Origin of the sequence: Natrinema ejinorense (assembly GCF_002494345.1) — an archaeon.
GTDB classification, from domain to species: Archaea; Halobacteriota; Halobacteria; order Halobacteriales; family Natrialbaceae; genus Natrinema; species Natrinema longum.
In genome coordinates this window covers 563,387-586,287 of record NZ_NXNI01000001.1, presented here as the reverse complement: position 1 = coordinate 586,287, position 22,901 = coordinate 563,387, and the positions used below count along the sequence as shown (strand labels likewise).

At 66.3% G+C, this 22,901-nt stretch carries 22 protein-coding genes; 10 read left to right on the top strand and 12 right to left on the bottom strand.

Annotated elements, in window-relative coordinates:
* Nucleotides 1-55: 55 nt before the first annotated feature.
* Nucleotides 56-490, top strand: coding sequence for a hypothetical protein (locus CP557_RS03115; RefSeq protein WP_097378560.1), 435 nt, complete (start codon nt 56-58; stop codon nt 488-490).
* Between the two features lie 63 nt (nt 491-553).
* Here the strand turns inward: CP557_RS03115 and CP557_RS03110 are convergent, their stop codons facing one another.
* The 5 genes from CP557_RS03110 to CP557_RS03090 form a co-directional block, all read right to left on the bottom strand.
* Complete coding sequence (locus CP557_RS03110; RefSeq protein WP_097378559.1) at nt 554-1,480, bottom strand: hypothetical protein; 927 nt, start codon at nt 1,478-1,480, stop codon at nt 554-556.
* Complete coding sequence (locus CP557_RS03105) at nt 1,477-2,544, bottom strand: glycosyltransferase family 4 protein (RefSeq protein ID WP_097378558.1); 1,068 nt, start codon at nt 2,542-2,544, stop codon at nt 1,477-1,479. Before CP557_RS03105 ends, CP557_RS03110 begins: the two co-directional genes overlap by 4 nt.
* Nucleotides 2,541-2,918: a 6-pyruvoyl trahydropterin synthase family protein gene (locus tag CP557_RS03100; protein WP_097378557.1), complete on the bottom strand. Its 378-nt coding sequence runs from the start codon at nt 2,916-2,918 to the stop codon at nt 2,541-2,543. Before CP557_RS03100 ends, CP557_RS03105 begins: the two co-directional genes overlap by 4 nt.
* Nucleotides 2,919-3,013: 95 nt before the next feature.
* Nucleotides 3,014-4,003 carry a zinc-dependent alcohol dehydrogenase gene (locus CP557_RS03095; RefSeq protein WP_097378556.1) on the bottom strand — a complete coding sequence of 330 codons (990 nt, stop codon included), beginning with the start codon at nt 4,001-4,003 and terminating at the stop codon, nt 3,014-3,016.
* Between the two features lie 141 nt (nt 4,004-4,144).
* Nucleotides 4,145-5,014, bottom strand: a complete 870-nt coding sequence (locus tag CP557_RS03090) for an alkaline phosphatase family protein (RefSeq protein ID WP_097378555.1) — start codon at nt 5,012-5,014, stop codon at nt 4,145-4,147.
* A gap of 88 nt (nt 5,015-5,102) precedes the next feature.
* On the opposite strand from CP557_RS03090, the gene CP557_RS03085 reads away from it, so the two are divergent.
* The 5 genes from CP557_RS03085 to CP557_RS03065 all read left to right on the top strand — a co-directional run bounded on the left by CP557_RS03085 (nt 5,103) and on the right by CP557_RS03065 (nt 9,694).
* A complete protein-coding gene (locus CP557_RS03085) occupies nt 5,103-7,076 on the top strand; it encodes an aldo/keto reductase (protein ID WP_097378554.1) in 1,974 nt (657 codons plus the stop codon).
* Nucleotides 7,077-7,126: 50 nt separating this feature from the next.
* Nucleotides 7,127-7,510: a DUF7475 family protein gene (locus CP557_RS03080; protein ID WP_097378553.1), complete on the top strand. Its 384-nt coding sequence runs from the start codon at nt 7,127-7,129 to the stop codon at nt 7,508-7,510.
* A 186-nt stretch (nt 7,511-7,696) separates the two neighbouring features.
* Nucleotides 7,697-8,482 carry a CDP-alcohol phosphatidyltransferase family protein gene (locus CP557_RS03075; protein WP_097381508.1) on the top strand — a complete coding sequence of 262 codons (786 nt, stop codon included), beginning with the start codon at nt 7,697-7,699 and terminating at the stop codon, nt 8,480-8,482.
* A 27-nt stretch (nt 8,483-8,509) separates the two neighbouring features.
* Nucleotides 8,510-8,983 (top strand): metal-dependent hydrolase, encoded by a 474-nt coding sequence (locus CP557_RS03070; protein WP_097378552.1) that lies wholly within the window; start codon nt 8,510-8,512, stop codon nt 8,981-8,983.
* A 141-nt stretch (nt 8,984-9,124) separates the two neighbouring features.
* A complete protein-coding gene (locus CP557_RS03065) occupies nt 9,125-9,694 on the top strand; it encodes a phosphatase PAP2 family protein (RefSeq protein WP_097378551.1) in 570 nt (189 codons plus the stop codon).
* A 127-nt stretch (nt 9,695-9,821) separates the two neighbouring features.
* On the opposite strand, the gene CP557_RS03060 is transcribed toward CP557_RS03065, so the two are convergent.
* Both CP557_RS03060 and CP557_RS03055 read right to left on the bottom strand, forming a co-directional pair.
* Nucleotides 9,822-10,088 (bottom strand): elongation factor 1-beta, encoded by a 267-nt coding sequence (locus CP557_RS03060; RefSeq protein WP_097378550.1) that lies wholly within the window; start codon nt 10,086-10,088, stop codon nt 9,822-9,824.
* 12 nt (nt 10,089-10,100) lie between these two features.
* Nucleotides 10,101-10,280, bottom strand: coding sequence for an HVO_2753 family zinc finger protein (locus CP557_RS03055; protein ID WP_097378549.1), 180 nt, complete (start codon nt 10,278-10,280; stop codon nt 10,101-10,103).
* Between the two features lie 288 nt (nt 10,281-10,568).
* On the opposite strand from CP557_RS03055, the gene CP557_RS03050 reads away from it, so the two are divergent.
* Together CP557_RS03050 and CP557_RS03045 are read left to right on the top strand one after the other, a co-directional pair.
* The gene (locus CP557_RS03050; protein WP_097378548.1) at nt 10,569-11,570 is read left to right on the top strand and encodes a TIGR04024 family LLM class F420-dependent oxidoreductase; all 1,002 of its coding nucleotides are present in this window, start codon (nt 10,569-10,571) and stop codon (nt 11,568-11,570) included.
* A gap of 275 nt (nt 11,571-11,845) precedes the next feature.
* Nucleotides 11,846-12,856 (top strand): AIR synthase family protein, encoded by a 1,011-nt coding sequence (locus CP557_RS03045; protein ID WP_097378547.1) that lies wholly within the window; start codon nt 11,846-11,848, stop codon nt 12,854-12,856.
* A 28-nt stretch (nt 12,857-12,884) separates the two neighbouring features.
* Here CP557_RS03045 and CP557_RS03040 read toward each other — a convergent pair whose 3' ends face one another.
* Nucleotides 12,885-14,192: a cobyrinic acid a,c-diamide synthase gene (locus CP557_RS03040; RefSeq protein WP_097378546.1), complete on the bottom strand. Its 1,308-nt coding sequence runs from the start codon at nt 14,190-14,192 to the stop codon at nt 12,885-12,887.
* A gap of 402 nt (nt 14,193-14,594) precedes the next feature.
* Here CP557_RS03040 and CP557_RS03035 point away from each other — a divergent pair, with 402 nt between their 5' ends.
* Nucleotides 14,595-15,194 carry a DNA-3-methyladenine glycosylase family protein gene (locus CP557_RS03035; protein WP_097378545.1) on the top strand — a complete coding sequence of 200 codons (600 nt, stop codon included), beginning with the start codon at nt 14,595-14,597 and terminating at the stop codon, nt 15,192-15,194.
* Between the two features lie 190 nt (nt 15,195-15,384).
* A complete protein-coding gene (locus tag CP557_RS03030; RefSeq protein ID WP_097378544.1) occupies nt 15,385-16,671 on the top strand; it encodes a hypothetical protein in 1,287 nt (428 codons plus the stop codon).
* 89 nt (nt 16,672-16,760) lie between these two features.
* Here the strand turns inward: CP557_RS03030 and katG are convergent, their stop codons facing one another.
* From katG to CP557_RS03010, 4 genes are all read right to left on the bottom strand, one after another.
* Nucleotides 16,761-18,902, bottom strand: coding sequence for a catalase/peroxidase HPI (gene katG / locus CP557_RS03025; protein ID WP_097378543.1), 2,142 nt, complete (start codon nt 18,900-18,902; stop codon nt 16,761-16,763).
* 462 nt (nt 18,903-19,364) lie between these two features.
* Nucleotides 19,365-19,613 carry a PRC-barrel domain-containing protein gene (locus tag CP557_RS03020; RefSeq protein ID WP_097378542.1) on the bottom strand — a complete coding sequence of 83 codons (249 nt, stop codon included), beginning with the start codon at nt 19,611-19,613 and terminating at the stop codon, nt 19,365-19,367.
* A gap of 109 nt (nt 19,614-19,722) precedes the next feature.
* The gene (locus CP557_RS03015) at nt 19,723-21,063 is read right to left on the bottom strand and encodes a RimK family alpha-L-glutamate ligase (protein WP_097378541.1); all 1,341 of its coding nucleotides are present in this window, start codon (nt 21,061-21,063) and stop codon (nt 19,723-19,725) included.
* A gap of 92 nt (nt 21,064-21,155) precedes the next feature.
* On the bottom strand, nt 21,156-22,625 hold the full coding sequence (locus tag CP557_RS03010) for a flippase (RefSeq protein WP_097378540.1): 1,470 nt from the start codon (nt 22,623-22,625) through the stop codon (nt 21,156-21,158).
* Between the last annotated feature and the right edge of the window lie 276 nt (nt 22,626-22,901).

Below are 22,901 nucleotides of genomic sequence, written 5' to 3'. Positions count from 1 at the left end.
AAACGGACGGGCAGAAGCGGAATTCTCATCGGTATCCAACCCCAATCGAGGGCTAATGCGAATCGAACTCCGCGTCTGTCAGCACTGTCTCGACGGCGATCACGGCAACGAGCGCCGCACCGCGCTCCTCAACGACATGGTCGACTGTGCCGAACGGATCAAGGAGTACAAGGAGGTCATCGACCTCGATGCGGTCCACATCCGCAAAGTCAGGGACGACGAACCGGGGAAGCCGGCGGCGCTCCCGGTCGTCTCGGCGACGATCCAGAACGACCAGGTCGTCCTGAACGACACGCAACTCGTTGCGGAAGGCCAGGACGGGAACATGCTGGTCTACACCAGCCCCGACGACGTGCTGACCGTGCTTGCGGGGAACCTGGACGAGATCAGCAAGGCCGTCACCGACGACGTGACGATCGACCTCTCGCCCGTCGGCGCGGAGATCGTCTCCCAGGCCGATCTGGGTGCAAACCGCGATCGCGATCGATAACGCGCTCCGAGACCACCTCCTGTAGCGAACGGCGACTCGCTCGAGAACCAGTCGAAACCGCCGTCACCGTCGGGTATCGGTGACACCACTCGGCTCGTCGACACGCCCCAGCACGTCCAGTTGATGCGTGAGATAGAGCAACTCCCCGGCGTCGACCTGGGCCCGGCGACGGGCCAGCCACTCCTCGAGTCCCTCGAACTCCTCGCCGGAGATCTCGCCGACCGCTTCCTCGACGGTAGCGAGGATGTGACGGAGGAAGTACGCCTCGTCTCCGGGATAGCTGCCGTCGACGGGGCGGACGACCCAGTCCGAGCCCGCGACCCCGAGAAGCGAGACGCCGTCCATGCCCTGGAGTCGGACGAGGACGTCCTCCCCGGCCCGACTGCTGCCGCCCGGTTTCGCATCCATGTGGTCGTGGTAGTATCGTTCGACGTCGGGATCGGCGGGATGGGGCGGCCGGAATCGGGTCGCCCCGTCGAACGTGATGGGGAAGTAGTAGAGTCCGCCGGGAGCGAGCGCGCCGAGTAGCGGTCCCAGTCCTTCCAACTCGAGAATATCGAGCACGGCCGCGCCGACGAGGAGGTCGGACGCCGTCGCCGCGCGATCGGCGTAGGTCACCGCCTCCGCGACGACGGGCTCGACCTCGATGCGTCGATCGGGCCCCTCGAGCGTGAGCACGTCGGTCCCGGACACCGAGACGGGGCGGTCGTCGGCCCACGTGCGGAGCTGCCGGCGAAGTTCCGTCACGTTGTCCGACTGCAGGTCGACGGCGGTGTACCGGATCTCACCCACGGGGAGCACGTCCCACTCGAGGAATCGAGTCACCATCGTCCCGATTCCGGCACCGATCTCGAGGACGCACAAGGGACCCTCGCGGGCTTCGTTGCGGATCGCCAGCCGTTCGCGTAGCTGCTCGACCAGCCGTCGATCGAGCGCACGGTCGTCGACCGTGCGTTTCGCCCGGAGGTAGCGCTGAAACCCGTCGGTCACGTCACCACCTCCGCGGTCGGGGCGACGTCGGCGAGCAGGCGACGGACGCGAGCGGTCGTCTCCTCCCAACCCGGGTGGCGTTCGTAGCGCCGTCTGGCGGCCCGCCCCATCGCGGCCAGTCGGTCGGGATCGTTCGCGAGGGTCCGCAACGCGGCTGCGACGGCCGCCGGATCGTCGGGATCGACCAGCAGGCCCGTTTCACCGTCGGTGACGACATCGGTCGCGCCGCCGGCCCGCGACGCGAGCGCCGGAAGCCCGAAGCTCATCCCCTCGAGATAGACGATGCCAAAGCCCTCGTATCGCGAGGGCACCGCGAGGACGTGGCTCGACCGGAGCGCGGCCTCGAGTTCCTCGTCGGCGAGTTCGCCGGTCATCGACACGCGGTCCTCGAGGCCGTGCGAGCGAACGCTGCGACGAACCGACGCGGCGTACTCCTCGTCGACGGGTCGGCCGACGACGGTCAGTTCGGCGTCGAGTTCGGCGGCGGCCAGTCCCTCGACGAGCGTGTCCAGTCCTTTTCGGGGAGCGATGTTGCCGACGAATATCACCCGTAACGGCTCCGCTCGAGCGCGGCTGTCGATCGTCTCGGCGTCGACGGACGGGTCGAACCGGTCACCTGCTGGCGGTGCGACGACGGTCCTGTCGGGATCGACCCCGAGGTCGGTGACGACCGCGCGCGTGACGGCGCTGTTACAGACCACGCCGTCGACGGTCGCGAGGTACCGGCGTTCGATCGTGCGGTACAGCGGGGCCAGCCACCGCGGTTCGCTCGCCCGCAGGTGGTGGACGATGCTGACGACGGGATAGGGGAGCTGCCGATTGGTGTGAACCAGCGAGGGGTGAGCGAGTTCGTCCTGGAGCATGACGTCGACGTCGACGTGGAGCCGGTTTCGAAGCGTCCGGGAACCGTTGTCGAGCAGGCCGCGATGATACGCCCGCCAGGGGAGTTCGACGAGTTCGATGGCGTCGCCGGCTCGTCGGAGCCCCTCGACGAGCTTCCGGTCGTAGCGGAACCCGCCGGATCGCTCGTCGATGCTCCCGTACAGCGTCAGCCCCACCCTCATACGGCGTCGTCGTAGGTGGCTGCGGCCTCCTCGTCCTCCCAGATCGTGACGGTCAGTTCGGTGACGGTGTCGTCGGTGACGGCGTCGGTCACGCGCTCGAAGACGACGCGAGCGAACCGCTCGACGCTGGGATTGTCCCCTTCGAACTCCCGCAAATCGTTGAGCAACTCGTCGCGGTAGCGGTCGGCCAGCGATGCGAGCGCCGCGTCCGCGTCGTCGATATCGACGAGGTAGTCGTACTCGTTCAGTTCGGGGCCGCTGAACGTCAGTTCTACCTCGTAGTGATGGGAGTGGGGCTCGCCTTCCGGACCCGGGTTCGGGACGGTGAGGTAGTGCTGTGCCACGAAATCGGTCGCGACCGTGGTCGAGTACACAGCCACAGTATCGGTCGACAGTCACCTAAATCCAGAGGGTGCTCGCGGCTTGCCGTCCTCCCCCGGCGAACGCCGTGGGCGTCCGCTACGTGCAGTCACTCGTAGGTGAACGCGACCTGAACCGCCTCGTTTCGACGCTCCGCGAGCAGGCGGTAGGCCTCGGCCGCCCGATCGATCTCGAAGCGATGGGTGAGCAGCGCCGAGAGGTCGGTCTCGGCCAGCCAGGACCGGACGTACGCCATCCGCCGGTCCTTGTCCCAGCGGTCGGCGTGGTCCGGATCGAGGCGGCTCACCTGGCTGCTTCGAACCCGGACGTGGCTCCGGTGGTAGCTCTCCCCGAGCTCGAGCTCGACGTCTTTCGTCCCGTACCACGAGCCGACGATGACCTGCCCCGCGAAGCCGGTCGCCTCGATGGCGTCGTCGAGAGCGACCGGGTTTCCGGAGAGCTCGAACGTGATGTCGGCACCGTCCGGGACCGCGTCGTCGATGTCTTCGGGAGCCACTGCCCGGTCGGCACCGAACGACCGCGAGAGGTCACGGCGGTTCGGGTACTGATCGACCGTGACGAGTTCGGAGAGGGGAAACTCGGCGAGCAGAGCCGTCGTCAACAATCCGACCGGCCCCTGTCCGAAGACGACCACCTGCGCACCGACCCGCGGCCGTGCGTCCATGACGAAGTTGACCGCTGCCTCCGTGTTCGGAATGAAAAGTGCCCGTTCGGGCTCGAGCGTGGTCGGGACGAGCGTTTCGGGCTCCGCGACGAAGTGGCTCTCGTGGGGATTGAACGCGAACACCCGTCGATCGAGCCACTCGTCGTCGACGGCGTCTCCGGCGGCCGTCACGCAGCCGACGGCGGCGTAGCCGTACTGGAGCGGATAGGAGAACGTCCCCTCGAGTGCGTCGATCGTCTCGTCGGCGGACATCTCCGGCGACAGCTCGCCGCGATACACCAACAGCTCGGTTCCCGGACTGATTCCGGAGCGTTCCACGCGAACCCGTACCTCCTCGGGACCCGGGACGGGGACCGACTGCTCGCGGACGGCGACGGACGTGGGGCCGGTGAAATACAGCGCCCGACCGGTCATGGCTCGAGCCGGCGTCTCCGGGGTAGTGTCGGCGAACCGAACGGGGGGCCGATGCCGCACGGGTAGCAGCGCGAGGGGCTCAGCTGGCGTTGCACGTCTTGTACGCAAGATTTTCCCAACTAAAAGCGTACTCCCTGCTTACTATAAATATCCAAGTGCGTCGAGTCGGTCGCGGTCGGTCTCGGCTCCGTAGATCCGCGAAACCGGCAACGGTTCCGGCGGGGAACGCGTCGGCTCGCGGGTCCCGCGGTCGGTTCCCGTCGTCTCCGCCCACGGGACGGCGAGCAACGCCGGCACCGGGGTCTGCATCGGGTGGCCGTACAACCCCCACTCCCCGAAGAGGTTCCCGTGGTCGGCGGTGATCGCGACCCGGCCGTCGACGTTTGCGACCAGCGTCGCCACCTCCGGGAGGACGTACCGGAGGTTGGCCTCGTAGGCCTCCCAGACCCGCTCTCTCGTGACCGCGTCCCGGCGAAGCAATACCCACGGATTCTCGTCGTTGCTGTGGCTGCCGGTACGGGCCATGCCGTCGTCGCCCGTCAGCGGGTCCGGGACGAACGGATGGTGGGGTTGCATGTAGTGGACGACCAGCCGTTCGGGATCGCGGTCGCGTGCGAGCGCGACCGCCCGGTCGGTGATCGCCGCCGCCGGGACCGTCCCGAGGTCGTCGTCCCAGGCGTACTTCCAGACCTCGTCGAGCGCGGCGAAGGCGTCGGCCTCGAGATACCGATCGGTCCACGTGTTGCCGGTTACCATCGCCGTTCGGGACGTCCCGGGATTCCCCCGGAACGTGTTCTCGAGCCACTCCGAGGAGGAACTGCCGACCGAACGCATCGATGCCACGTCCTCGAGAACATCGGTCTCGGCGGCGACCGACTGCAACAGATCCGCCCGGCAGGCGTCGAGGACGACGAGGACGTCCCACTCGCGGTCGTAGACGTTCGTCCCGTACGCCAGCCGACGGCCCACCGCCTGCAGACACCGCAGGTAGGCCGTTCCGAGCCGGCTCATTCCCGGTTCCGTCACGCCCGTCGTTCGGGCCGGGCGGACAAAACGGCACCGCCGGGAGACATATGTGGATCGCCGTCCCGGTAGGATTGTGAACTGTCTGTTCGTGGGAGCCGGTGCGATCGCAGCCGAGTACGCGGCCGGTCTGGCGACGCGTCCGCTCTCGCTGGCCGGCGTCTGCGACCTCGACGGCGAACGGGCAGCGGGCCTCGCGGAGGAACACGGCTGTCCGTCGTTTACGGATCTGGAGACGGCGATCGCGGCGGTCGACGCGCCCCTCGTCGTGAACCTGACGAGCCACGCCGCCCACGCGCCGGTGACGCGGACGGCGCTGTCGGCCGACCGCCACGTCTACTCGCAAAAGCCCCTCGCGCTCGAGGCCGACGTCGCCGAGGAACTGCTGGCGATGGCACGGCGGCGGACCCTCGCGCTGGGCTGTGCACCCGGAACGCCGCGGGCACCGTCTCAGCGGCGAGCGGGGCGACTGCTCGCGGACGGCCGACTCGGCCCCGTCCGACTCGGCGCTGCACACGCTCACGTCGGCCGCGTGACCGACTGGCACGACCGGCCCGACTCGTTCCTCGAGATCGGTCCGTTGTACGACGGCGGCGTCTACCCGCTTGCGTTGCTCGTCTCGTGGTTCGGTCCCGTCGAGCGCGTTCGCATCGCCGACAGCCTCGACGTCTGGCCCGACCGCGAATCACGGGTGCCGGCGGCCCCGAGTCACGTCGAGGCGACGCTCGAGTTCGCCGCGGGACCCATCGTCCGGCTGACCGCCAGCTTCTACGCGCCCCATCGCAGCCGCGAGTTCTACGGGCTGGAACTCCACGGCGACGATGGATCGCTGTATCTGCAGGGCACCGGCGCGATGGACACCGCGATCGACGACGTCCAGTTCGGCCGCGCGGGGCGAGACTACACGAACGCACCGCCACAGTCGCCCAGCCGGCCCTACGCCTACGTCGACGCCCTCGAGGGGCTCGCGGCGAGCGTCGCGACCGGGGAGCCGACTCGGGACACCGGCTGTCGCGGTGCACACGTCGTCGCGGTCTGCAACGCGATCGAGGCGGCCGCCGACGCTGGCGGCCCGATCGCCGTTCCCGACTACGGGGCGACGAGCGCTCCCGTTCCCGAGCCGACCGTCGCGCCGTCGGACCGCGTCCGGCGCGCGACGGGACGCCACTCGCTTCGACTCCCGCCCATCGGCTTCGGCTGTTCGCGCTACCGCGACGGGGAGTACGTCGACCGGGTGGACTCCATCGCGACGGCGCTGGACGCGGGCTACCGGCTGCTCGACAGCGCCGAACTGTACGGCAACGAACACCGAATCGGCGACCTGCTGGCCGCGCCGGGATCCCCCGACCGCGAGACCCTCTTTCTCGTCGGGAAAGTCTGGCGCACCAACCACCGCCGCGAACATCTCTTGGACGCGTGTGCGGGCAGCCGGGCAGAGCTGGGCATCGACGCCTTCGACTGCTACACGCTCCACTGGCCCGACGCCTGGGAGCATCGGGGCCGATTGGACCGACTGGCCGAGAAGCCGGTCGAGCGCCAGGAGTCGCTGACGTTTCCCGAGGACGACGACGGCGAGATTCGGACGACGGAGATCCCCCTCGAGACGGCCTGGGAAAACCTCGAGGCAGTGTTCGACCGCGGCTGGGCGCGTCGCCTCGGCCTCTGTAACGTCTCGCGGGCGCAACTCGAGACGATCCTCGAGGCGGGAACCGTCCGGCCCGCACTCGTCCAGATCGAACGCCACCCCTATCAGCCACAGAGCGACCTCGTTTCGTTCTGCCACGAGCGTGGGATCCGGGTCGTCGCCCACTCCCCGCTGTCCGCACCCGGCCTGCTGGACGAGCCCGTATTGCAGGAGATCGCGGCGGATCGTGACCTCTCGCCGGCCGGGGTCGTCCTTGCGTGGAACGTGACCCGAGGCGTCGTTCCTATCCCCGCCAGCACGACGCGGGCACACGTCGTCGCGAACCTAGCCGCGGCCGCCCAGAGACTGAGCGACGAGGAGTGTGTTCGTCTCGAGACGCTCCGGAAGCCGGATTTCGAACGGTAAGTGAGGTGTGGCAACAGTACACCTATGTGACCAAAACACAAAGGCACTGTATGGGAACGGCGGAGACACAGCGGACGGCGCTTCACACGGAGTCGTTGAGTGGGCTACACTGGATCGGCGTCGTCGCGACGCTCGTCACGGCCGCTGTACACCTCTTCCTCGGCGTCCGAATGCTTCCGTCCGCGATGGGAGGGAGCTTCGTCCTCGCGGGACTGGGCTTTCTGGGTGGGATCGGCCTCCTGCTACTCGACTACCGGCGGCGAACGGTCTACGCCGTGGGGGTGGTCTATACCCTCGTTCAGATACTCCTCTGGTACTGGGTCAACTTCGCAGCCGGGTCGAAATCGTTCCCGGCCGACGTCGGGACGCTCGGTGCCGTCGATAAAGTCGCACAGGGAGTGCTCGTCGTGATTCTCGTCGTACTGTTGCGGTAGCGAGTCAGAGCGGTGGGAAAACCGCTGCGTAGTTTGGTCGTGTTTTTAATGCGATACGGTCACAATCCACGAGACGAGTCTTCTGAATGAGCGATTCGAACGGACTCCGTGCAAGGACCCGGTTCGGGCCGGCGAACGCGCGCCGCCAGTACCGACACCGGGGGCGATACGGATCAGGGGGCATCGATGGCCGGCCGGCAGCGTGACCAGTCGCCACACGGGTGGCTCCGTCTCGGTTTTCCGCTGGTCGGTGCGCTCTGTCTCGCCGCCCTGTTTCGGGAGCTGTTTCCCGCCGCCGGGATGACCCGCTGGGTGTTCCACCCGGCAGCCGTCGCCGGACTCTGCTGGACGGGCCAGCTCTGGTACGTTGGTCGGAGCATCGACGCGAACCGGGTCGCCCGCGATCCGTGGCGTCGCCCGTTCGGACTGGCAAATACGCTGACGCTGCTCCGGGGCGGGCTCTACGCGGTCGTCGCCGGGTTCGCCGTCGTCCCGGCGACCACCGATCTCGCGTGGATGCCTGCGCTGTGCTACGGTAGCGGGGTCGTACTCGACAAACTCGACGGCACCGTCGCCCGGACGGTCGGGCGAGAAACCGCCCTCGGCCGTCGCCTCGATATGGCGTTCGATACGTTCGGCTTCGTCGCCGCACCGGTAGTGGCAGTGCTGTGGGGCCAACTGCCCGTCTGGTACCTCTCACTGTCGGCAGCCCGCTACGTCTTTCTCGCCGGCGTCTACTGGCGACGAATACGGGGTCGACCGGTGTTCGACACGCCCGACAGTAACCTCGGGAAGTATCTGGCCGGCGGACAGATGGTATTCGTGACGATGGCGCTCGCTCCCGCGGTGCCGGCGGCACTCGTCTGGGCCCTCGCGCCCGTCGTCCTCGCGCCGTCGCTGGCGGTGTTCGCTCGAGACTACCTCACCGTCAGCGGCCGACTCCCCCACGAGATCCCGGGCGGACAGAACTGATATGCGACCGCGACCGTAGTGACACTCGTGCTCTTCCCGACCCACCTCGTCGCGGCCGCACTCGTCGGGAGAGCGACGACGCTGTCGTCCCGCTGGCTGGTCGTCGGAGCGGCGCTTCCCGATATTGTCGATAAACCCCTCGGGATGGTCGGCGTCGTCGAGCTCTATCACTCGATCGGCCACAGCGCCATCCTGGTGATCGTGGCGCTCCCGCTCGCACTGCACAGCCGAGCCGGGGCAGCGGCGACGGTCGGATGGGGGTCACATCTCCTGCTCGATGCTCTCCACGTCGTCGTCAACGGCCGCCCCGGGGATGCCCTCTTCGTCGCCTGGCCGATCGTCGTCCCGTCCGATCCGCTGGGGATCCCGCCCGGCTCGTTCGTTCTCCACTACCTCTGGACGCCGTCGTTTTTCCTCGAGATCGGCGTCTGGCTCGTCCTGGGAGCGATCCTCCTCGAGGAACGGACCGCCGGACGGCGGCTCGTCGGGCAGGGCCGCTGATCGGGGTGGGGCGCCACCGCTTCGGAGACGGATCGCTGGATGGAGGGTGCCCCGTCGTCCCGAAACGCCCATATTATGACAATGGCCAACATGGGCCAGAGGGACCATGTATCGTCGGTCGGTATCCTCCGGGAGACGCACATGGAACACGTCATCGGCGAACTCGTCGATCAGGTGCTTCGGATCGACGACCGCACGGTCGAGTTCGTCCTCACACTGCGACATCCGATCACGACGAAACTACTTACGTCGGTTACCGGTCTCGGCTCCGCCTCGGCCGGGCTCGTCTTCCTGAGCCTGTTCTATCTGGCGGGCTGGACGGAGGAGTTCCTGCAGACGCTGGGAGCCCTGTCACTCGCTGGCATCGTCGTCGGTACGCTGATGACCGCGGTCCAGCGACCGTTCCCGCCATACCCAGTCTGCATGACGGGCGGGGCGGAAACGGTCGCCCACTCGTTTCCGTCCGGCCACGCGGCCGCCGTCGCGACGTATACGATGACTGCCCGTCACTCGGAGACGCTCCCGTTCGAACCGGTCGCCGTCCTCGCCGCACTGATCGCGTTCTCGCGGATCTACCTGGGAACGCATTACCTCTCCGATACTGTGGTGGGCGTGGTGATCGGGTTCCTGGCGTTCGTGACCGCCCGGACCCTCCTCGAGCGCCTCGAGTCGACGGCGGTCGGTCGGGACGCCCTCGAGCGGTTGCAGTGAAGCGGGCCTCGAGTGCCGACGTGACTGCGTTCCGACCTCGATTCGAAGGCCGTAAGAGCGACAGTCGATCGCACGGAGCAGGCTCTCGAGCGATAGCGACCGACTGAAAAACGCGAAAACGGCCGTCTTATATCCGGCCGACGTTCTCGACTTCGACGCTTTCGACGCCGTCGACGTCGCCGAAGCTCTCCTCGACGGTCTCCGTCCCGCCCGTCCCGTCGGGGACGATCACGGTCGGGTAGAGCGCGACGAGCCCGAACGCGACTTCCTCACGTTCGACGCCGTTGATCTTCGCACCTTCGGGGAGGGCGCTCTCGAGGCGCTCCTGGAGCGCATCGAGATCGATTTCGGGGCTGTCCGGCATGACCTTGATTTTGGCAGCTACTTTTCCCATGGTTGTCGTGTATTAGGGTCCGGTGAACCCGCAGTCGGGGCACTCGTAGAGGTTGCTCTGTTTGCGACACTTGGCACAGCGGTAAATCTGCTGGCCACAGTCGGGACACTTGAACGCGGCGGCGTTCGTGCCCGCGATATTGAGCCCGCAGGAGACACAGGAGCGTGTCTCTTGTTCCTCGATCGTACTCATACCCCCTCTTTCCCGCCCGCCGTTTTTAAACTACTCGATAACGGAATCCGACCGGGAGGATGCCGCCATCGCTCGCCAGTAGCCGTTCGAGCAGGCTGTCAGCGAACTATCCCGTTCCCGTGTCCGGGAAGTCACCGAATCGCAGGGTCCGGACGACTCATCGCCTCCAGCGTCGGAAAACCGGCGCGTGCCACCACAGCGGTGCGTCTCGAGCCCACGTATAAACGATCGTAATCCTGCCTCCGGTTCCCATACACCCAAAAGGGCCCGTTTCGTCTGTGTCTGACGATGACTGACAGAGATGTCCACCTGCCGGTGGCCGCACAGCCGACGATCGACTCGATCGTCGACTACGCACAGACTGCCGAAGACGGCGGCTACGATTGCGCCTGGCTCCCCGAGACCTGGGGTCGGGACGGCGTGACCGTGTTGACGGCGATGGCCGAACGAACCGAGTCGATCGACATCGGCTCGAGCATCCTCAACACCTACTCGCGGTCGCCGGCCCTGCTGGGACAGACCGCGGCGACGCTCCAGGAGGTTTCCGAGGGGCGATTCCGACTGGGACTGGGCCCGAGCGGCCCGGTCGTCGTCGAGAACTGGCACGGCGTCGAGTACGGCAACCCGCTCAGGCGCACCCGCGAGACGGTCGAAATCGTCCGGCAGGTGCTTTCCGGCGAGACCGTCGACTACGACGGCGACGACTTCGACCTCTCGGGGTTCCGGCTGCGCTGTGAGCCGCCGGAGACGCCGCCGCCGATCGAGGTCACCGGCATGGGTCCCAAAGCGGTCGAACTCGCGGGTCGCTTCGCCGACGGCTGGCACGGCATCATGCTCACCCCCGAGGGAACGAACGACCGCCTCGAGGACATCGAGCGCGGTGCCGAACTCGGCGACCGCGATCCCGACGACATCCAGATCACCACCGGCGTCACCTGCTGTGCGCTCGACGATCCCGAGGAGGCCCGGCGACTCACCCGCCAGCACATCGGCTTTTACGTCGGCGGGATGGGGACGTTCTACCGCGATGCGCTCGAGCGACAGGGGTACGACGAGGCTACCGAGATCTACGATTCCTGGCAGGACGGCGACCGCGAACACGCCCTCGAGCTGGTCGAGGAAAACATCCTCGACGACCTCTGTGCCGCGGGCGATCCCGAAACCGCTCGCGAGAAACTCGAGCGCTACGAGGCGGTCGACGGCCTCGACGCCATCGCGGTCAGCTTCCCGCGTGGCGCGAGCGAGGAGCAGGTTCGACAGACGATGGAAGCCGTCGCGCCCGACGCCTGAGACGGTTTGCTGTCCCGATGTGCCGGCCCGCCCGCGACGGGTCGTGGCTGGGCCGGCACTGACTGACAGGAGTCCGTCTGACCGGGCTCGAAATCGGTTCCGTTTCTCCGTCGCGGTCCTTGCCACTACGATAGCGACCCCGACAACCCACGTTCGGGTGAAATACAAGCGACATCGGGGCTTTCAGGCGATTCTGCTCAGCGTCTCGTTGTGCGTCCGAAATCCTGTACCGATCCTTCGACAGCTACAAACGGCGCATCGTCCCAGTTCGTGGTATGCCCGGCAAGGTGAGTCCGGACGACCTCCTCGCGCACGTCTTCGAGCGAACCGGGGCGGCCGAGACGGACGAGACAGTACTACAGGGCCCGGCTGACGGCGAGGACGCCGCCGCGATCGACTGGCCCGACGGCGAGGGGACGCTCGTCGTGAGTTCGGATCCGATCTCCCTGGCTGCGTCCCAGGTCGGCACCCTCGGCGTCGCCGTCGCCACCAACGACGTGGCAGTCTCGGGGGCCGACCCGCGCTGGCTGACGGCCGTCGTCTTGCTGCCGAGCGACGAGGGCGGACCGAGCGACCGGCTCCTCGAGGAGATCTCACACGACCTCCACGAAGCCGCCCGCGAGATCGGTGCGTCGATCGTCGGCGGCCACTCGGAGTACGTCGACCAACTCGAGCGCCCGATCCTCTCGCTGACGGCGATGGGGGCGACCGACCGATTCGTCCCGACCGGCGGCGCGGAACCTGGCGACGCCGTCGTCCTCACCAAGGCGGCGGGGCTCGAGGGATCGGCCATCCTCGCGGCCGACTTCGGCGAGGAACTCGGGGTCGACTCCGAAACCCGCGAGCGCGCCGAGGGGTTCCTCGCGGAGATCAGCGTCGTTCCCGAAGCCCGGATCGTCCGCGAACACGCGACGGCGATGCACGACCCCACGGAGGGCGGCGTCGCCGCCGGCTTGCTCGAGGTCGCCCGCGCGTCGGGCGTCCGACTCGAGGTCGATCGCGACGCCGTCCCGATCCGCGAGGAGACCGCGACGCTGTGTGCCGCGGCGGGCGTCGACCCGCTCCGGATCTTCGGCTCCGGCGCGTTGCTCGCGACCGTCCCCGAAAGCGTGGTCGACGACTGTCTCGGGGCGCTCGCGGACGCAGGACTCGAGGCCGCGGTGATCGGAACCGTTCGGGACTACGACGGCGGCGACGGCGAACTCCGTCTCGACGGTGCATCGATCACCGAGCCGATCGAGGACGACCTCTATCCGCTCTGGGAACGGGCGGACGCCGACGGCTGATTCTCGTCGGCTTCGATCCCGAGTCCGGTCAGGAAGAGACCCGCTCGAGGAACCGATCGAAGGCCCCGCTCTCGGGATGGACGTGGACGTAGGTGCCGAGCGATTCGTGTGCGGTCAGGCCGTCGTGGTCGCCGTCGATGCCGTCGCCCCGAACCGTTTCGAACGCAAAGCGGGCGTCGCCGTCGACGTCGGCGCTCGAGTAGTGGAACTCGTGACCGCGGATTTCCTCGCCGGCGGCCGCCGTCAGCGTCCCCTCGGTGGCCGCGAGTTCGACGTGATCGAGCGCCTGGTAGCGGTCGTGCATGGTCACGTCCGCGGGCAAAACCCCGGCCATCTCGCTTCGCGTTCCGTCCGTGGTCGTCAGCGATCGACTCATCGCCATCAGCCCGCCACACTCGCCGAGAACGGGCAGTCCCTCGCTCGCCAGCTCCCCGAGATCCGCGAGCGTGCCGGCTGCCTCGAGGGTCTCGGCGTGGAGTTCCGGGTAGCCACCGGGGAGATAGACGGCGTCGCACGCGGGAACGGGATCTCCCGCGACCGGCGAAAACGTGACCAGCTCGGCACGCTCGCGGAACCGCTCGACCGTCGCCGGATACCGAAAGCAAAACGCGGCGTCGCTCGCGACGGCGATCGTGGCGTCGACCGGCGCTCCGGGCTCGAGCGAGGAGTCGGGAACGGGCGGTTCGCGCGCGATGTCCGCTAACCGATCGGCCTCGAGCGACTCGGCCGCCTCCCGGAGGGCCGCGGTCGGCAACGCCGCCTCCTCGCCCATCTCGAGTCCGAGATGGCGGTCGGGAATTTCGAGGTCGTCGTCCGGCGGGATTCGGCCGAAGAACTCGAGCCCGTCGGGCAAGGCGTCACGGATGCCCTGTGCGTGGCGACCGCCGTGAGCCCGCTGGGCGACGACGCCGGCGACCTCGATATCGCGGCCGATGGCGTCGGCGTACTCGCGGAACCCGAGCGCGGTCGCCGCGACGCTCTCCATCCCGGCCTTCGCGTCGACCACGAGGACGACCGGCAGCCCGAGCGATTCGGCGACCATCGCGGTGCTCGAACCGTCGCCGTCGTAGAGCCCCATCACGCCCTCGACGACGCAGATGTCGCCCTCCCCGCGTCGGTAGTTCCGGCGGAGACCGTCCTCGCCACAGAGCCAGCTATCGAGCGTCCGGGACGGACGACCCGCGATCGCCTCGTGGTGGCTCGGGTCGATGAAGTCCGGACCCGCCTTCGCGGGCTGGACCGCGTAGCCGGCATCCTCGAGTGCCTGCACGATCGACAGCGTCGCGACCGTCTTCCCGACGCCGGAACTGACGCCTCCGAGGACGAACCCCCTCATGGCCGTCGTGATGGGGCCCAGGCGACCGTCCCGGAAGCCAGTCGGTGTTCGATGGCAGCCGTCTCCACTAATCTCATTGTACTTGCGTTCGTACAACTCGACTTGAATCCGTCGGTAGCGCCGACGCGAGCGGGGTCGCCAAGCACCAGTTCTCGAGCCCGGTCCGTCGGACCCGCCGTTCCGATCGCCGGCGACGGACCGCGAGCGGTCCCTATGAGACCACGTCGGGGCGCTCGAGGGCGGCGATGAGGGAAATTCACACCACAGCGTATTCGGATCGAATCCGACTGTACCGCGATCGAATTCAAAGCTGTGCCGCCACCCCCTCGGCCCTCGAATGTGTGAACGCGAACCACTATCGAGATGCCTTTCCCGTCTCGGTCCTATCGTTCGTTCCACGAAATGATAGACGAGGCCGAACCTGTCCTGCAACAGGATCCCGTGATGGCGCGACTGATCGAGACGCACGACCCGTACGTTGAGGCGGAGTGGGACGAGTTCGAGCGACTCTGCATTTCCATTATCAACCAGCAACTCTCGACGGCGAGCGCCAACGCAGTTCGGGAGCGGGTATTCGAGTTGTTCGGCGGCGAAGTCACTCCGGAAGCCGTCCTGGAGACAGCGGACGAGCCACTCCGCTCCGCCGGCCTCTCCCGGAGCAAAATCGAGTATATCCGCAACGCCGCTCGGGCGTTTCAGGAACAGGACCTCACTCGGGACGGGCTTGCGGAATACTCCAACGACGAAGTCGTCGACACCCTCACCGAAATCAAAGGCGTCGGGGACTGGACGGCGCGTATGTTCTTGGTATTCGTACTCGAGCGTGAGGACGTCCTCCCCCTCGGAGACCTCGCCGTCCGCCGTGGGATCGAGCAGTTGTATGGAGACGGTCACGAAACGGGGGAGATGACACGTGCCGAGATGCGGGAGATCGCCGAGTCGTGGCGTCCGTACCGATCGGTGGCGACACGGTACATCTGGGCCGAGTACGAGTCCGATTGAGCGACCGCTCTGCCTGCGTAATAGCCGATTGCAACCGCTGCCGGCCCCCATCGAAACGGACGGATCGGTCACAATACCGGATTACCCCCCGGAGTATGCAGGTAATACGCGGCGACTCGAGAAAGGAGACACTGACCGGATGAGATGACCCCGACGACTGAAGTACAGGTCGGTCGCAAGACCGACCGAGATGGCAAACGACAGATCCTCGAGTGAGACGGACGCCGCCGAGCAGCGACGAATGACCGCCGATCCCGAACGAATCAGGGAGTGGGCCGAGGCTCGCGATGCCGTCCCGGTCAGGATCAGCGACAGCGAGGGCCACGGTCACACGTTCGCTCACCGGGACGAACTGGGTGCGGATCACGAGGAGTATACCTGGGAGGAGTTCGAGGACCGGTTCGACGACGAGGACCTCGTGTTCGTCTACCACGAGGAGGAACCGACCGGGGAAGGGCTGGGCTTCTTCGAGATCGTCGACCGAGAGCGGGCCTTCGATCGGGCGGATCTCGGCCAGGACGAACTCGAGGACTCGCTGCGCCGCGGCGAGACGGTAACGACCGAAATCGTCGAGACGCAAGTCGTCGAGCGGGAGATCGTCGAGCGGGACACGATCGAGAGCGAAGTGATCGACACGGATCTGGTCGAACGGGAGGTCGTCAACTCCGAACTGCTGAGCCGTGACATCGTCGAGACGGAGTTCGTCGCCGACGACATAATCGAGGTCACCGTCGACGAGACTCGCCTGGACACGATCGAGGAGATCGAACGCTACACCGTCGAGAGCCGCGTCGTCGACGTCGACATCGAACAGGACGAGCAACTCGAGCGCGACGAACTCGAGACGAATATCGAACTCGAGAGCGTCCAGCGGTCGATCCTCGAGAGCGACATCATCCGCTCGAGCGTGACGCCCGACGACGTGGTCGAACAGGAGGTGATCCAGAGCCAGCGGGCCGAAGGCGACGCCGTTCACAGCGAACTCATCGAACGCAGGACGATCGAAGAGGAGCTACGCGAGCAGCTGCGGATGCAATACGTGCTCGAGGAGTCCGAACTGATCGAGTCGGAGGTGATCGCCAGCGAGGTTCTCGAAGGCGAGATCATCGACATCGAGGAGTACGGAGCGATGGCGGGGGGCGACATGGACGCCGGCTCCACCGAAGCCATGGGTGGCGAGGCGACGACGAGTACCGGATCCGACGCCGAGATGGAAGCGACGGAGGAACCGATGGCGTCGTCGGTCGAACTCACTCACGAGGATCAGGGAAAGGACGTCGTCGACGAATCGGGCCAGCAGATCGGAATGGTCGCCGAAGTCGAGGGCCAGACGGCCTACATCGATCCCGAACCCGGGCTGACCGACCGCCTCAAAGCGCGGCTGGACTGGGGCAGCCACGGTGACGACGACTATCCCGTCGACTCGGCTCAGATAACCGAAATCACGGACGACGAGATCGTCATCCGAAGCGAGTAACGCGAGACTCCGGTCGGGCCGACCGTTCGACCGATGGGGCAGCGAAAGCGGTCGGCGGCCCCTCGATCAGCCTCGTCGCGGCACCTCGATTACTCGAGGTCGAAGCGGTCGAGCCGCATCACTTTCTCCCAGGCGTCCACAAAGTCGTGGACGAACGTCTCCTCCTCGCCCTCGGAGCCGTAGACATCAGCGATGGCGCGCAGCCGGGAGTTCGACCCGAAGATGAGGTCGAGGCGGGTGCCCCGCCACTCGACCTCGCCCGTCTCGCGGTCGCGGGCCACGTAGACGTCCTCGGACTCCTCGGACTGCTCCCACTCCGTCTCCATGCTCAGGAGGTTCACGAAGAAGTCGTTGGTGAGCGTCCCCGGCTCGTCGGTGAAGACGCCGAGGTCGGAGTCCTCGTGGGTCGCGCCCAGTGTGCGCATCCCGCCGACCAGCGCCGTCATCTCGGACGCGGTCAGGTTCAGGAGCTCCGACTCGTTCACGAGGTGTCGCTCGGGTTCCTCCTCGACGTCGTCGGCGATGTAGTTGCGGAACCCATCGACCGTCGGTTTCAGCGCCTCGAAGGAGTCGACGTCGGTCTGCTCGGGGCTGGCGTCGACGCGCCCCGGCTCGAAGTCGACGTCGACGTCGTAGCCAGCGTCGGCCGCCGCCTGCTCGACGGCTGCGCTGCCGCCGAGCACGATGAGGTCGGCCAGGGACACGCGCGTGCCGTCGGACTGCGAGCTGTTGAACTCCTCCTGGATCCCCTCGAGTGTCTGCAGGACGGTCGTCAGCTCCTCGGGCTCGTTGACCTCCCAGCTCTTCTGGGGCTCGAGGCGGAGACGCGCACCGTTTGCGCCACCGCGTTTGTCGCTATCGCGGTACGTCGACGCCGATGCCCACGCGGTCTTGACGAGTTGCTGGACGGTCAGGTCGGAGGACAGAAGCTCCTCCTTGAGGTGGGCGGCGTCCGCGTCGTCGATCTGGTCGTAGTCGGCCGCTGGCAGCGGGTCCTGCCAGACCATCTCCTCGTCGGGAACCTCCGGGCCGAGGAACCGCTCGGGCGGCCCCATGTCGCGGTGGGTGAGTTTGTACCAGGCTTTCGCGAAGTTGATGCCGAACTCCATCGGGTTGTCCTGGAAGCGCTCGATGATCTCCCGGTAGTCCGGGTCGCGCTTCAGCGCGATGTCCGTCGTCAGCATCATCGGCGTCACCCTCTCGTCGTCGTCGTGGACGTCCGGCGCGGAGTCCCGAAGGTCCTCGTCGACCGGAATCCACTGCCAAGCGCCGCCGGGGCCCTTCTGGGCCGCCCACTCGTACTCGAGGAGGTTGTCGAGGTAGCCCGTGTCCCATTGGGTCGGTGCCTGGGTCCAGGGCCCCTCGATGCCGCTCGTGATGGTGTCTTTGCCCTTGCCGGTGCCGTAGTCGCTCTCCCAGCCGAGACCCTGCGCCTCGATGGGGGCGGCCTCGGGCTCCGGGCCGACGTGCTCGTCGGGGTCGGCGGCGCCGTGGACCTTCCCGAACGTGTGTCCGCCGGCGATGAGCGCGACCGTCTCCTCGTCGTTCATCGCCATCCGGCTGAACGACTCCCGGATGTTCTCCGCGGACGCCTCGGGGTCGGGGTTACCGTCCGGACCCTCCGGGTTCACGTAGATGAGCCCCATCACGGTGGCTCCGAGGCCCTTCTGCAGTTCGCCGTCCTCGTCGAAGCGCTCGGAGGCCTCCCACTCGTCCTCGGGCCCCCAGTCGACGGCCTCGTCGGGCTTGAACGCGTCCTCTCGCCCGCCGGCGAAGCCGACCGTCTTCGCGCCCATCGACTCGATGGCGACGTTCCCGGCCAGGATGATCAGGTCGCCCCAGGAGAGATTGCGGCCGTACTTCTGCTTGACCGGCAGGAGCAGGCGGCGTGCCTTGTCGAGGTTCGCGTTGTCGGGCCAACTGTTGAGCGGCGCGAGCCGCTGTGCGCCCTCCGACGCCCCGCCGCGCCCGTCACTGGTGCGGTAGGTGCCGGCGCTGTGCCACGCCATCCGGATGAACAGCGGCCCGTAGTGGCCGTAGTCGGCCGGCCACCAGTCCTGGGACGTGGTCATCACGTCCTCGATGTCAGCCTTTACCTCCTCGAGGTCGAGTTCCTGGAACTCCTCGGCGTAATCGAAGTCATCGCCGTACGGCCCGAGGTCGTGGGCGTTCTGGTCGAGGATCTTTACGTTCAACTGATTCGGCCACCAGTCGTGAGTGCGTTCCTCCATTATCGGCCCCCCTCCGAGAGTTCGGCGTTCGTCGCTAGCGCTTCGCAATCGCGTTCGGCATCCGTGGTGGGCGAGTCGGGATCGCCCGTGATGTGGTTTGGTATGTCGTCGGACATGAACAGTTGCCTACGATGGGAAGATTGGATTGTGGAATAATAGATGTATCGATGGGAACCTCAGTTTTGGGTTTGGGATACTATATTTTCGATATGGGAAACAGAGCCGGTCGATCACGGCCAGCGATCCGCTCGGATTCGTCGCTGGTACCGCGCGGTATGAGACGAACGAGGGCAACGGCTGGCCGTCTCTCGACAGTCCGCTGCTACGTTTTCACCACCGCCACCGCTCTCGAGTGGGCCGACCATCGTCTAACTCGCGTTCGACGCGACCGTCAGCGCGACTCGACGGGTCGATTCGACGGGAGTCCGAGGCGGGTGGCTCGGAGTCGAGCCCCGAGGCAATTCAGTCGCGTTTCGTCCGGTCGACGATCAGGTAATCGTCGATATCGCTCAGACAGTGGGCGGGGACGACGATCTTTCCGTCGTCGTTCCTGTCGAACCCGCCGACGGTATCGGCAGTTGGGGTAACGAGTACGTGTCGGAGCGCTCCGGTTTCGACGTTCATCGTCACGTTGTGAACCGTACCGATCTCCGTTCCGTCGGCTCCCATCACTGGCGTCTCGGAGAGCGTGGAGGCGAGGACCGTTGTCATGCGAGTACACGTTCGGACAACAAGTCAATAAATTAATCGGATCCGGGACCCTCGGGCGTCGGTTCGCGAGCCGCCGTTCCGAAATCGGCTCACCGATCAGTCCAGCCGATTACTCTTCTTCTTCCGGCGTGTCGGCTGCCTCGCTGTCGATCCGACGGCTGACGTCGACCTGGTAGTTCTCGAGGATATCCCGGCCGAGCAGGACTGGGTAGTCCATGTGGCTGCGGTCCTCGACGCTGGCCGTGACCGTGTGCTGGTTGCCGCCGACGCCGACGACCACGTCGACGACGGGGCGGCTTTTCGATTGCTTGCTGCTACCGGATCTGATGCGGGTGATGGATTTGATCGGGCCGGCACCGATGTCGGCTGCGAGGCCGGTGTCGATACTCGTCCGCGTCGCACCGGTGTCGGACTTTGCGAGCACCGATTTCGAGCCGCTGGTTCCCGAGAGGACGACCTCTTCGGTGTAGCCGATCACCGCGTGCTCCGTCTCCGTGGTCATCGCTGCGGGCTGGGCGGTCGGTCGGGAGTCGTCGAGGACGGTCGAGATATCCCGTACTCGAGAGTCGTCGACTTCGCCGCCCGCACGTTCGATCGCCAGCTTCGCGATGTAGGGTGCCGGGCTTACCTGTGTTGCCTCGTAGAGCCCCTTGAACCCCGCCGTCGGGTTGACCTCGAGGACGAACCAGCCTTCGTCCCCTTCGACGAGGTCGACCCCCGCGTAATCGAGACCGACGATGTCGGCCGCCTTGCGGGCCATCTCGCGGGCCTCCTCGGGGAGCTCCTCGGTCGCGTCCTCGACGGAGCCCCCGAGTGCGACGTTGGTTCGCCAGTCGTTGTCCGGCGCGTAGCGATACATCGCGGCGACGACCTGGTCCCCGACGACGTAGACGCGCAGGTCGCGGTGGCGGACGTCTTCCATATCGACGAGTTCCTGCAGGAAGGCATAGCGGTTGCCCACCTTCGCGTTGATGGGATCGTCGGGGCCGACTTTCCACGTCCCGCCGCCGTGGGTCCCGATCGCAGTCTTGTACACCGCCTCTTCGCCGTACCGTCCCCGTGCGGCGTTCAATCGATCGCCGCTGAGCGCGAGCGTGACGTCGGGCGTCCTGATATCGTTCGCCGCCAGTGCGGTCGCCGTCGACAGCTTGTGAATCGCGGTCAACACCGCGTTCGGTTCGTTGAGCGTCGGCACCAGCTGAGAGAACGTGTTGGCGAGCCCGAGTTCCTCCGCAGGCTGTTCGGTGTTCGACAGCAACATTCGATTCGCGATCACGTCGACGTCGGGCTCGAGGACGGGGCTTCCGTCTGCGACGCTGACCGACGTGTTCTCGTTGCGAAGCCACTCGGTGTCGTGTCCGAGTTCTTCGACGGCGTTGAGAATCGCCTTGGTTTCCTTACTTGTATGAAGACTCAATACCCCGACGGTTACGGGATCGGCACCGGCCATACGGCATAAACGCCAACCCGTCGGATAAGTATTGGCAGTTCGGTCGGTTGTGACAGTTGCTCCCACCGAGTAAGTGTAATACGTCGTATGTGTCAGCTGATGACGGATCGAACCTGTCCCGGATCGACCAACCCGCTCAGCACGGCCAGGACGGCCCAGGTGATCGCGCCGACGGCGATCGCTCCGGACAACATGAGCAGGTTCGAAACCAACGGCGTCACCACGAGTACGGAGACGGCCATCACGCCAGTGATCCCACAGATAAGTCCCGTCCTGCGGGCGATCCGCGCGACGTTCAGGCCGAGTTCGGTGTGGACGATATAGAGGTTGACCGCCACGTAGACCGAGTGTGTCGCCACCGTAGCGATCGCGGCGCCGACGACCCCGATCGTCGGAATCAACACCACGTTCAACCCGAAGTTGGCGATTGACGTCCCGCCTTTGGCTATCGCGCGTGCTCGAGCGCGCCCCAGGTAATCCAGGCTATCGCTCGTCAGGTTCGTGATCGCCTGTAAGACGACGAACCCGGCGAGGACCTGCAACACGGGTACCGCGGTCGCGTAGTCGGTTCCGAAGACCAGCGTCAGGAACGGCCTCGCGACGATCGCCAGGCCGACCGCCGCGGGGATGTAGAGCAACAGGATGTTCGTCAGCGAGGTTTGGTAGATCTGCCGGGCGCTTTCGAGCTCCCCGGCGGCCTTCTGTTCGCCGAAGTTCGGTGAGATCGTAAACCCGAGCGATTCGGCGGGTGCGAGGACGAAGTCGGTGATCTGCTTCGCGAGGGTGTAAAACGCGACCGCCGCGGGATTGATGAAGAAACCGACCAGAACGATATCGATCTGTTTGTCGATGACGTTCGCGCTCTGTGTCGCCGTCAGCGGGACGCTGTACTCGAGCAGCCTGCGCGAGAGGCCCTCCTCGTATTCCTCGGCCGTCTCGTACCGTCTGTAGAATCCATAGTAGAGGATTCCGACTCCGATAGCTGCGGCGATGGCGTAGCCGACGATGTACCCGAAGAACGCGCCGAGCGCGCCGAGGCCGGCGAGGACGAACGCGACGGCGAAGACGAGCCTGCCGATCCCGCTGACGGCCTGAACGATGGCGCTGTAGCCGAGGTGATTGAATCCCTGGAGTGCGACCTGCGAAAACGTGCTCGCGGAGAATGCCAGGAGATAGAGGGCTCCCGCTGCGAGAAACGGGACAGCTCCCGGCTCACCGAGCGCGAGCGCGATCCGCTCGTGGAAGAGCACCAGCACGTACCCGACGACCGTGATCAACACGAGCTTCGCCGTAACCGTCGTCCTGAGCAGGTGTGGTACCTGTCCGGGATCCTCCTCCCGGTATTCGGAGATGTACCGCGCGACGGACCGCGAGAGCCCGAGATCCGCGAACAGCCGGACGATCGCCAACACGCCGATGGCCCAGTACAGCGTGCCGTAGCCGTCCGGATCGAGCAGATACCGTGCCAGGACGAAGAGTAAGAGCGCGCTCGAGAGCATGTAGGTCGCGCGCGCAATGAGCGTTGCTTTGAAGCCGTCGACGATGTGGTCCTCCCTGTTCATAGTTCGGCGATGGGACACTCGTGACTGTCGACGCAGCGGTCGAAAGCGGCCAACGTACTCGTAGAATCGGGCGATCGATCAATTGTAATGGGGGGACAACAGCGCGAAGGCACACGTAACAGGACCGAGGACGGCTGGCCACCGAACGGGCGGTTCTACCGGGGAAATCCCGGTACGAGTGGGAGCGAACTGGGTCGTAGCCTCACCTAGCTAGCCGAACGGCGTCCGTACAGCAGGTAAACTGCCCGTACGGAGGGGGAAACTGGCACACCGAAC

What these genes read in the sequence shown, in the direction of transcription:
- CP557_RS03105 (WP_097378558.1), bottom strand. Translation starts at nt 2,544, where the DNA reads ATGAGGGTGGGGCTGACGCTGTACGGGAGCATCGACGAGCGATCCGGC.
- CP557_RS03055 (WP_097378549.1), bottom strand. Translation starts at nt 10,280, where the DNA reads ATGAGTACGATCGAGGAACAAGAGACACGCTCCTGTGTCTCCTGCGGG.
- CP557_RS03015 (WP_097378541.1), bottom strand. Translation starts at nt 21,063, where the DNA reads ATGGCCGGTGCCGATCCCGTAACCGTCGGGGTATTGAGTCTTCATACA.
- CP557_RS03060 (WP_097378550.1), bottom strand. Translation starts at nt 10,088, where the DNA reads ATGGGAAAAGTAGCTGCCAAAATCAAGGTCATGCCGGACAGCCCCGAA.
- CP557_RS03035 (WP_097378545.1), top strand. Translation starts at nt 14,595, where the DNA reads ATGATAGACGAGGCCGAACCTGTCCTGCAACAGGATCCCGTGATGGCG.
- CP557_RS03075 (WP_097381508.1), top strand. Translation starts at nt 7,697, where the DNA reads ATGGCCGGCCGGCAGCGTGACCAGTCGCCACACGGGTGGCTCCGTCTC.
- CP557_RS03080 (WP_097378553.1), top strand. Translation starts at nt 7,127, where the DNA reads ATGGGAACGGCGGAGACACAGCGGACGGCGCTTCACACGGAGTCGTTG.
- CP557_RS03045 (WP_097378547.1), top strand. Translation starts at nt 11,846, where the DNA reads ATGCCCGGCAAGGTGAGTCCGGACGACCTCCTCGCGCACGTCTTCGAG.
- CP557_RS03020 (WP_097378542.1), bottom strand. Translation starts at nt 19,613, where the DNA reads ATGACAACGGTCCTCGCCTCCACGCTCTCCGAGACGCCAGTGATGGGA.
- CP557_RS03115 (WP_097378560.1), top strand. Translation starts at nt 56, where the DNA reads ATGCGAATCGAACTCCGCGTCTGTCAGCACTGTCTCGACGGCGATCAC.
- CP557_RS03095 (WP_097378556.1), bottom strand. Translation starts at nt 4,003, where the DNA reads ATGACCGGTCGGGCGCTGTATTTCACCGGCCCCACGTCCGTCGCCGTC.
- CP557_RS03050 (WP_097378548.1), top strand. Translation starts at nt 10,569, where the DNA reads ATGACTGACAGAGATGTCCACCTGCCGGTGGCCGCACAGCCGACGATC.
- CP557_RS03010 (WP_097378540.1), bottom strand. Translation starts at nt 22,625, where the DNA reads ATGAACAGGGAGGACCACATCGTCGACGGCTTCAAAGCAACGCTCATT.
- CP557_RS03040 (WP_097378546.1), bottom strand. Translation starts at nt 14,192, where the DNA reads ATGAGGGGGTTCGTCCTCGGAGGCGTCAGTTCCGGCGTCGGGAAGACG.
- katG (WP_097378543.1), bottom strand. Translation starts at nt 18,902, where the DNA reads ATGGAGGAACGCACTCACGACTGGTGGCCGAATCAGTTGAACGTAAAG.
- CP557_RS03030 (WP_097378544.1), top strand. Translation starts at nt 15,385, where the DNA reads ATGGCAAACGACAGATCCTCGAGTGAGACGGACGCCGCCGAGCAGCGA.
- CP557_RS03065 (WP_097378551.1), top strand. Translation starts at nt 9,125, where the DNA reads ATGGAACACGTCATCGGCGAACTCGTCGATCAGGTGCTTCGGATCGAC.
- CP557_RS03090 (WP_097378555.1), bottom strand. Translation starts at nt 5,014, where the DNA reads ATGAGCCGGCTCGGAACGGCCTACCTGCGGTGTCTGCAGGCGGTGGGC.